Genomic DNA, 9,341 nt, shown 5'->3' on the forward strand with positions numbered 1-9,341 from the left:
CATACAGCGCCTCGAGGTGATCGGGTCGGAGTCGACGGATCGGGACCCTGCCGAGGGTGGGGAGGATGTGCCGGTTGATCTTGCGCCGATATCCATCCCAGGTCGAGTGCGCCAGGGCGAGCTTCTTGCCCGGCAGCCACCTGGTCGTCAGGTAGGCGCCGAAGGTGAGCGCCCGGCCCTCGTCGTTGCGGCCATTGATCGTCCGGGCGAGGTGCGCCGCCAACCGTTCCGCGTCCTGACGGTTGGTGCCGGCAGGGTGCCAGGTGCGGCGTTCCTTCCCGGTGACCGGATCGAGACCTTCGTAGATGACCGCATACCAGCGGTCACCCTTTCGTGCGACGTAGCCCTTCATGATGTTCTCCTCTCCGGGTCCCGACGGTCGGAACCCGGTAGAAGAGCAGCCGGAGCTTCCTGAGCACGTCAACGCCCTTTTCGACGACTCGATCGGCCAGGTCGAGGCCGAACTGGCTTGGATCGAAGACATGACGTCACGCCTCCAAGGAGGAAGCCATGGAGAAGATTGATTTCAAGAAGACGCGCAAAGACCTCTACCTGCCATCTGCGAAGGACTTCAGGATCATCGATGTTCCGGAGATGCAGTTCTCCACCGGCCGAGTCGGATGCTTTGCGCAGCGAACCTACGCGGAATCACTGCAGTCCCGACATCGATCCTCCAGGTCGGGCACTCCCCTGATCGCAGTGAGGACTTCCGTCCGCAGGTCCTCACTGCAAAGAAACGTGGGTAGGTGTGAGCGCAATCAGCCAAATCAACAAGCTCGCCGAAGTCATCAAGATGCCGACCAGCACTCTATCCCTGGTGATGGCCTGACGAAGCAAGATGACCCAAGCCACAATCAGGGCGACTGGAGTGACGACGGGAGCTAGGAAGCTCGAGAGAGCCGCTACCACAAACGCCAACCAGTCGATCGCCCTGAACTGGGTGATGGCTGGTCGATCACGGTTCCCCTTGGCATCTCTCGCCATCCATGATTCTTTCATCATCCGTCGGGCCTGCCACCGGGTAGTCCAGCGCGAGGCATCTGAAGTTACCCAAGCTTTCCTAACACACGGAGCACGGCGACTGTCCCCTTCTTCACACTGGCAATCCAAGGACCATAGACCTATATACTACTAGTCCATCCCTTCTCTATCAACTGCCTGGAGAGAAGCCATGGGTCCCGTCTGGGAGCGTGGTGTGTGAGTGGCAGCGCGTCGTCCCCGTCGTTATCGCCGTTGGGGGCGGACTCGATCCCGCTCGCGTCGTTGGGGTTTGCTCAATTGCCATCGACACCAGCTGCAAGATCATCCCGGGTGGGGTCACGACTTCTGCCAATCCTTTGCGAACGACGCTTCCGACCTGGCGACCCGCCTGCAGGAGTTTCGACAGCGAAGGCGTTTGGAGTGACCTACGTCCTCGAAGCGTGAGTTGCGCGGTTGGCCTGATACCACGGCCACAGTTTGAGCTGGGCTGGGTGGAGGTTGCGGTTGTCTGGCGGGGGCTTCTACCGTTTGGCGGTGCTCTTCTACCGTCGCTTCTACCGGCCGTTGGCGATCAGCCTCTCGAAGACGCGTGCCGCTTGGGCTTGCATGCCGGGCAGGACGTGTTGGTAGGTGTCGATGGTGAATACCGGGTTGTTGTGGCCGAGGCGTTCGGACACGACTTTGACGGGGACACCTTCTTTGATTAGCAGGGTTCCGTGCGTGTGGCGCAGGTCGTGCAGCCGGATCCTGGGGATCCCGGCTCGTCGTACGATCCGTTCGAAGGCCTGCGAGATCGAGTGCGGGTGGACGGGTTCGCCGTAGGCGTTGGTGAACACCCATCCGGATGCCTCGACTCCGGCGACGTCTTGTTCGATGTGCTGCCAGTTCCGCCACGCGGTCATCACGGCGACGGTGGTGGGGTCGAGGTCGACAGCCCGGCGTGAGGTGCGGGTCTTGCCACGGGTCTCACGCAGTTCGTACCCGACCGACACCAGGCCCCGGTTGATCGAGACCGTCGCGGTGTCGAGGTCGATGTCGTCCCATTTGAGGCCGAGGAGTTCGCTGCGCCGCATCCCGGTGTTGGCTTCGAGCCAGAACGCTGGGAACAGGCGGTGGCCGGCTGCGGCATGCAGAAACCCTTGGAGTTGTTGGGCTGTCCAGGCCTGCTGTTCCACCTTGGGGATCGCACACAGCTTCGGGGCGTGCGCCGCCAACGCGACGTTGCGTGACACGATGCCACGTTCGACGGCGTCGTTGAGGGCACCGCGGATTATGAGATGGATCTCCAACACCGTCTTCGGTGCCAACGCACGGGTCTCGTCGGTGGGATGCAGCTTGGAGTCATACAGCGCCTCGAGGTGATCGGGTCGGAGTCGACGGATCGGGACCCTGCCGAGGGTGGGGAGGATGTGCCGGTTGATCTTGCGCCGATAATGCTGGATGCCAACTCCAGCTTCTTGCCCGGCAGCCACCTGGTCGTCAGGTAGGCGCCGAAGGTGAGCGCCCGGCCCTCGTCGTTGCGACCGTTCACCTCCCTGGCGAGCCGCGCTGCCAACCGCTCCGCGTCCTGACGGTTGGTGCCGGCAGGATGCCAGGTGCGGCGCTCCTTGCCGGTGACCGGATCGAGACCCTCATAGATGACCGCATACCAGCGGTCACCCTTCGCTGCGACGCAGCCCTTCATGATCTCTGCTCCTTTCCGGGCTACCAACGATCGGGAACCCGGTAGAAGAATCGGTAGAAGAAGCGGCGAGCCGGAGATGCAACCTGCCGCCCCGGTTTGAGGTACATACTCGGCTCTTGACCTCGTCCCGGGAACAGTGGTATGGTGTCAACATCTCGTAGCGAATAATTGACTGGATGGGGTGATGAAAAGCCGACCTGTCGCAGCAGAGGTTCACGACCGGGTGGTTGCGTCGCGGGAGCGGTTCTGGAGACCGGAGGACTTTCGGGGTGCTCCATTGACGGTCGCGAAGGCGCTGTCGCGTCTTGAGAAGGCGGGTGAGCTGCGACGTATCCGCCGGGGCCTGTACTGGCGTGGTGCAGTGACACCGTTGGGGATGGCTCCGCCGCCTACGATGCGACTGGCGAAGGAGCTGGTTGGAGTGCGAGGCGTCGGCCCCGGGGAGGGGAGTGCCGCTTTGGCGTTGGGTCTGTCGACGCACGTGCCGGCTGCAACGACGATCGCGGTGCCGGGTCGGGTACCCGATAGTCCGTTCGATACGGTGCGGTTCGTCAGCCGGAGTGCGTCGACGAAACGTCTCGACGAGCGGCTCCGTCCGGGCGAGGTAGCGTTGTTGGAGGTACTGCGCGATTGGGACCGCTACGTGGACGCGCCGGAGGCGGTGGCGTACGATCGGATCGGCCGGTTGATCGAAGACGGGACGATCCGCCTCGAACGGGTCGTCGCTGCGTCGGTGACCGAGCCGGCGCGCACCCGGAGCCGGTTGCGGGCCGTGCTCGAGGCGCTTGGGTTCACCGACGCCGCCCACAGGGTTCCGCCTCCCCGGTTTGTGAAGTACTCGGAATCCCGGGTGGCGTGACGTCGTGTTCCGGGACGAAGCCGTCTTCCAGGCGACGATCGAGGCAGCGGCCGAGCGTCTCGGCATCACCGCAACTGCGGTCGAGAAGGACTACTGGGTGACCCAGGCGCTGCGGGTCCTTGCAGGCGAGTTTCCCGACGACTTCGTCTTCAAGGGAGGGACGAGCCTTTCGAAAGGGTACGGGCTGATCGAACGGTTCTCCGAAGACATCGACCTGCTGATCATCACGGGAACCCGTGGGAAAGGTGCGGTCGACCGGCTGATGAAAGACATGGGCGGAGCCGTCGCCCACCACATGGGGGCAACGCCGCAGTCCGAGCACCCCGAACGGGGCGTCCATCGGACGTACCGGATCGCCTATCCGACCGACCGTCCCCAGACCACCGCGATCGAACCGTCGGTGCTGCTCGAGATGGGTGTCCGTGGCGGAGATCAACCCTCGCGCCGGGTTGAGATCCGGATGCTGCTCGGCGACGTGCTCCACGACGCGGGCACCGATGTCTCCCGATATCCGGATCTCGAAGCGTTCGCGGTGCGTGTTCTGCATCCGGGTCGCACCCTCCTCGAGAAGTTCGCCGCGATCCACGCCGAGGCGACCCGTCTCGCTGCTGATACCGACGCTCACGCGACGCCTCGGATCGGTCGTCACTTCTACGACGTGGCCCGGCTCCTCACCAACGATGAGGTTGCCTCGTTCCTTGCCGACGACGCCACCGTGGAGAGGGTTCTCGAAGAGATCGAGCAGGTATCACGGGAGCACTTCACCGCAAACACCAGCGGGGAGATTCGCCCGGAGGGCGGGTTTCGACACAGCCCGGCGTTCGATCTCTCCTCGGACGTCGCCGACCGCCTCAGGGTCGCGTACGAATCCGACATGGAAGACCTCTTCTATGGTGTCGCGCCGCCGACGTGGGAAGAGATCTGCCGGCAGGTCACATCGAGCCCCGTCTGATCGTCGTCTGCGTACCGTTCCCTCGTGCGCCCGTCGGCGCGAGGGGGCGGGACGGGAAGTGGTGAGAAACGATGAGAGGCGGAACCCGAGTCAGGACAAAGGTTGTCGGGGATTCTGCCAGCTCGGCGGCCGGGGTCTCATGCCCCGAAGGTCGCGGGTTCAAATCCCGCCCCCGCTACTACCGAAAACCCTTGTGCTACAAGGGTTTTCGGCGTTTGAGGTATCCCTCGGATCGGCCGTTGTGAGTCTCCATACCGCGTCCATACCGCGAGCCGACAAGTTCGCACTGTTTCGGGACCCTGTTTCACGGCCTCCACCGAGGCTCGACGGGCATTGACGACAGTCCGGGTGTCGATTCTCGCGGCTGCGCACGGCGTCCGATGTCGGCCGTGGCCGGCGCACAGACATACCTGCGCACTCGGCAAACTGCTTGTCATGAAGACAGATCAGGGTGATCTGCTCGACTAAACGTGGGGCCACTGCGCCGGTTTCAAAGAGGCGGCTCTGCAACGATCGGTTCAGTCGCGCCGATCAGAGCGTGGCGAGGCCTCCTGAGACCGGGATCACTGCGCCGGTGAGGTAGGAGCCGGCGCGGGATGCGAGCCAGACGGCGGTGCCGCCGGCATCGTCGGGAGTCCCCGCCCGGTGCATCGGTATGCGATCCATCACGATCCTCGTGACGCCGGGGTCACCAAACACAAAGGCGGTCATCTTCGACTTGAACAGCCCGGGAGCGATCGCGTTGACGGTGACGTTCCGACCGGCGAGGTGGCGGGCGAGATGTCGTGTAAGCATATGCACGGCCGCCTTGGAGGCGCTGTAGCCGTAGCTCTCGAACTCCGGAGACACCAGCCCGTCGATCGAGCCGATGTTGATCACTCGCGAGGGGTCCTCGGGAGACGCCCGTTCGGTCAACAACGGCACGAGTTCCTGGGTGAGCAGGAACGTCCCCCGCGCATTGGTGTTCATGACCTTGTCCCAGGCTTCCAGCGGATGGTCCCCGAGCGGGGCGTTCCACGTGGTTCCGGCGTTGTTGACCAAGATGTCCAGCCCGGCGGCCCGCTCGCGGATGTCCGCCGCCAACGCCGCGCACCCCTCCGCGGTCGACACGTCACCGGCGAAGCCTTCGCAGGGCCCACGCCCTGAGAGCTTGTCTGCGGCCTCGGCACAGGCGTCTGCCTTCCGAGAACTGATATAGACGGTCGCACCCGCATCCAGCAACGCCCCGGCGATCATTGTCCCGATCCCCCGGCTCCCGCCGGTCACCAGAGCAGTCTTTCCATCCAGCCCGAACAACTCCACAATACGATCAGTGTTCATAACACACAGTGTAGCTATTGAACGTCTGGACATCGTTCCGTTGTGGGGTGAGGTCGGGTTCCGCAGGGAGATCGTTCCGGTGGTTGGGGTGGGTTCGGGTGCGGTGTTGTGGGGTCGTCGGAGGGTTCGGGCGAGGTCGTTATCGCCGCTGTGGATGATTTGACCGTCGAGGGTTACGACGATGAGTCGTTTGGCCCAGACTTTGATGATCGCGGTGACGTACCGGTGGGTTTGGTCCTCGGCGAGTGTGACTTGTTTGCCGAAGTGATTCGCCGACTTGTATGTGGGGACCCTGGGATTCTTGGAGGTTCTCGGGTGTGGAAAAGGACGGGCGAGGCGGCGAAGGAGCGGTCACGGGCAAGAGTGGAGTTGACGGCGGTGATTGATCCCACTGTGTCCACGGAGAGTGGTTGGTTCTTGAGGATCCTTCCTTCTTTGTCGCCGCGGTGCCTGAAGCCAGACTGAAGCCCAACGACCTGACACAGCCCGACATCACGCGTTACTCGTTGATAGGCATACCCTGCTGTGAGGATGTTGATTGTCGTTACTCATTGGAGTGCAGCGGTATCGAAAGCCCACTCGTAGCTGATAACCCGAAGGTCGCGGGTTCAAATCCCGCCCCCGCTGCGAACGGACACCCCTGTAAACACAGGGGTTTTCGGCTTTCTGGGTTTCGGTCGGCCGGGCTCAGATGCCCTCCTGAAGCCAGACGGTCGGTGGACCGCCGATCATCTCGTGGTCGAGCTTGCTGGCGGGTGGTCGCAAGACCGCCGTATGGTCACCCTTTGTGTTGAACGGATGTCCGGAGAATGGTGCTGAGTGCCGGTAATGTGCCGGCGGTAACGAAGGTGCGACAGTCTGTGAACCCGTCGTGTATTCGGCCAGCTGTCGAGGAACGACGTGTTACGAATCAGCCCTGCGTGACCGTTACTTACCGATCATCAAAGTAATCAGAACCGTATACACATCCGTGCAATCACCGGCATCAACACCAGCTACGGAGTCGTTGAGAGCCTGCACCATCTCAAGGGCTGTCGCATGTACTCCGTTGTCAGCGAGAACCTGAGTCGGCTCCACGCGGTTTGTGCTTGCTCGGTGTGCAGCGACGAGGAGGACCAGCGACACCGGAACGCCCATCGCCACGAGGAACGGGGCGACGAAAAGCGGAGACACCATACGGATTCGTGTCCAGTACACGTATGTACGTGTCTGACAGGAGTGAAACCGCAAGAGCGAACGTAGCCGGCGATGTAGTCGAAGTGCCGCGATGGCAGTTCTGGGGAGCACCGGTTCTCTGCGTTCAGGGCCTACAGGAGAGCTGATGCGGTGGCAACCGCCATCCGATTGAGGCGTCTGGGTCTGACCTGGTTCGAGATCCAGCCGAGGGTGCCCGCGATGACTGGGCGGATTCGCTCGGCTGCGCAGTGCCCGGCGCCTTTGACACCCCACACGGTGGCTCGGTCGAACCGGCGGAACACATCTGTGTCGCTCACCGGGAGGTATGGGTCGTTGAGTCCGTTCACGACCAGCAGGGGAACAGAGAGCTCCGCAGTCGTGGAGATCTCTCGTCTGAGGGAGAAGTCTCGAAAGAGACCGTCCAGCTCTGTCTGGGTCGGGAGGTGATCGAGCCAGAGGCTGTGGGCGATGATGCCGCTCATCCCGTTCGATAGTGCAGCGAGCTCATCGAGACTCCGGTTCTCTGATCCGACGGGGCCACCCAGATCGATCGCGAAGTCGACCGATCCTCCGAGAGCGAGCTTGACGGCCCACAATCCACCGAAGCTGATGCCCATGATCCCTGTCGGTTGGATGTCAGAGCGGATGTGGTTGAGCACTCCGGCATAGATCTCGTCGGCATCCGCGGCGAGGGGAACAGTCGACTCTCCGGTTCCGGGCATGTCGAACACGGTCACATCGAGTCGGCCCAGCCGAGACATCGTCGAGGCCAGCCGGTGCAGTTCGACCTTCCAGGTGTCCACGCCACCAGTGAGGCACAGAGCGGCGCGTGCTCGACGAGCGCGGTAGCGATGAGTGACGACCTCAATGTTGTCGCCTCGATAGGGCAGGGAGAGGGCATGACGCTCGGCCAGGCTGGTTGATCGGAACGTTCGCAGCTGATTCTCATAGGCGTCGCATCGCGAGTCGCTGCCCAGAGCGGGGAACTTGGCTGCACCGAACGCTAGGGATGCCTGCAGGGTGGCGCCGCGATCCTCGAGCCTTCTTGCTATCCGGCACCACTCGAACACCCACCCGCCCGGGCCTTCGTTCCAGGTGTCGGTCACCCGCGATTCGGCCTCGGCGAGCGTGCGCCTGGCTATTCCCCACCCGAGGAACTGCCCTCTGCGCTCCGCCAGGAGGTCGCGTGCGTTCAGGTCGAAGTGGAACATCGGTCGGGGGTGATTCGATTGAGACATCTCGGTTCGCACCGTAACCGTCTCTTGACTGACAATCAAGAGACGAGTTACGGTACTGGAGCGCATGCCGGCGACACGAACAGACCAGACCCGAGAACAAAAGCGTGGAGAGCTCGTCCGAGCCGCCCGCCGGCTCTTCTTCGCCGATGGCTTCGACTCGACAACGGTCGCGGCGATCGGCCAGGAATGCGGTGTGGCCTCCAATGTCGTCTACTGGTACTTCGACTCGAAGGACCATCTGTTCGTCGCCGCTCTCGAAGACTTCCTCGACCTGCGCCTTGCCGCAGCCGGACAGAGCCAGGAGTTGGACCTCGCGGCGACCCTGAGCCGATTCGTCGGGGATCTCATGCAGGCTCGTCACCTCATCGCAGTCGTGCATGACCGTTCTCATCACAGTGAGGTCGTTGCCGAGTTTCACAACCGAGTACACGCCACGTACAACAGCCTCCTGGGGGAGGCGCTGACATCCCGTGGTGTCGCGCTCCACGACCGGCCATTGGTGGTCGAGGCCCTCGTGACGGCGATCGAAGCTCTGATCATGCATGGCGCGCCGTCGGCTCACGCCGAAGAGATGATCTCGTTCCTGGTGGAGTCGCTCGTGTCGGCCGGGAGCACACGAGATCCAGGGAAGCAGGGCACCTGATCCCGCCGAGGAGAGAACCATCCAGTCCGACGAGTCGTCACCGGGTACGGCCAGGAAGCTGTCGTCGACGACGTTGACGCGTTCATCCACGATCTCTACCGGGATACGAGCCCCCGTCCTGGCCGCGGCCCGAGGCCGCTCTCGCGTGATACGTCGCCGTGACGTACGTGGAGCCCACGCGCCGAGAGTCTGCCGATCGGCGGGCGAGCGAACCACCTGACACCATGGTTGACCAGTCGGCGGATCGGAACCGTGCCGAGGGTGGGGAGGATGTGGCGGTCGATCTTGCGCCGGCACCCATCCCAGGTGGAGTGCGCCAACTCGAGTTCCTTGCCGGGCAGCCATCGGGTCGGCAAGAACGCCCCGAAGGTGAGTGAGCGCCCCTCGTCGTTGTGGCCTGTCAACACCGCTTGAATACTGACCCCCTGGCACCGCTTGGGTTCTAGGGGTCAGCACAACGCTTCAGCGAGACAGAGCGTCTCCATTCC

At 63.1% G+C, this 9,341-nt stretch carries 9 protein-coding genes; 4 read left to right on the forward strand and 5 right to left on the reverse strand.

Features of this window, described 5'->3' with window-relative positions:
* The coding region (locus GXP34_09930) for a hypothetical protein (GenBank protein NOY56289.1) at positions 1-352 on the reverse strand (352 nt) is incomplete at its 3' end.
* On the opposite strand from GXP34_09930, the gene GXP34_09935 reads away from it, so the two are divergent.
* The gene (locus GXP34_09935) at positions 351-524 is read left to right on the forward strand and encodes a hypothetical protein (protein ID NOY56290.1); all 174 of its coding nucleotides are present in this window, start codon (positions 351-353) and stop codon (positions 522-524) included. The two genes, GXP34_09930 and GXP34_09935, sit on opposite strands and share 2 nt — an antisense overlap.
* A gap of 1,011 nt (positions 525-1,535) precedes the next feature.
* Here GXP34_09935 and GXP34_09940 read toward each other — a convergent pair.
* The gene (locus tag GXP34_09940; protein ID NOY56291.1) at positions 1,536-2,288 is read right to left on the reverse strand and encodes a site-specific integrase; all 753 of its coding nucleotides are present in this window, start codon (positions 2,286-2,288) and stop codon (positions 1,536-1,538) included.
* Positions 2,252-2,665, reverse strand: coding sequence for a hypothetical protein (locus GXP34_09945; GenBank protein ID NOY56292.1), 414 nt, complete (start codon positions 2,663-2,665; stop codon positions 2,252-2,254). Before GXP34_09945 ends, GXP34_09940 begins: the two co-directional genes overlap by 37 nt.
* 184 nt (positions 2,666-2,849) lie before the next feature.
* Here GXP34_09945 and GXP34_09950 point away from each other — a divergent pair, with 184 nt between their 5' ends.
* Together GXP34_09950 and GXP34_09955 are read left to right on the forward strand one after the other, a co-directional pair.
* Complete coding sequence (locus GXP34_09950) at positions 2,850-3,524, forward strand: hypothetical protein (protein ID NOY56293.1); 675 nt, start codon at positions 2,850-2,852, stop codon at positions 3,522-3,524.
* 4 nt (positions 3,525-3,528) lie between these two features.
* Positions 3,529-4,476, forward strand: coding sequence for a nucleotidyl transferase AbiEii/AbiGii toxin family protein (locus tag GXP34_09955; GenBank protein NOY56294.1), 948 nt, complete (start codon positions 3,529-3,531; stop codon positions 4,474-4,476).
* Positions 4,477-5,007: 531 nt separating this feature from the next.
* Here the strand turns inward: GXP34_09955 and GXP34_09960 are convergent.
* Positions 5,008-5,796: an SDR family oxidoreductase gene (locus tag GXP34_09960; GenBank protein NOY56295.1), complete on the reverse strand. Its 789-nt coding sequence runs from the start codon at positions 5,794-5,796 to the stop codon at positions 5,008-5,010.
* Between the two features lie 1,307 nt (positions 5,797-7,103).
* Complete coding sequence (locus GXP34_09965; protein ID NOY56296.1) at positions 7,104-8,210, reverse strand: alpha/beta hydrolase; 1,107 nt, start codon at positions 8,208-8,210, stop codon at positions 7,104-7,106.
* A gap of 64 nt (positions 8,211-8,274) precedes the next feature.
* Here GXP34_09965 and GXP34_09970 point away from each other — a divergent pair, with 64 nt between their 5' ends.
* On the forward strand, positions 8,275-8,853 hold the full coding sequence (locus GXP34_09970; protein ID NOY56297.1) for a TetR/AcrR family transcriptional regulator: 579 nt from the start codon (positions 8,275-8,277) through the stop codon (positions 8,851-8,853).
* Positions 8,854-9,341: the final 488 nt, after the last annotated feature.

It is taken from the genome of Actinomycetota bacterium, assembly GCA_013152275.1.
In the GTDB taxonomy this organism is placed as follows: domain Bacteria; phylum Actinomycetota; class Acidimicrobiia; order Spongiisociales; family UBA4744; genus BMS3Bbin01.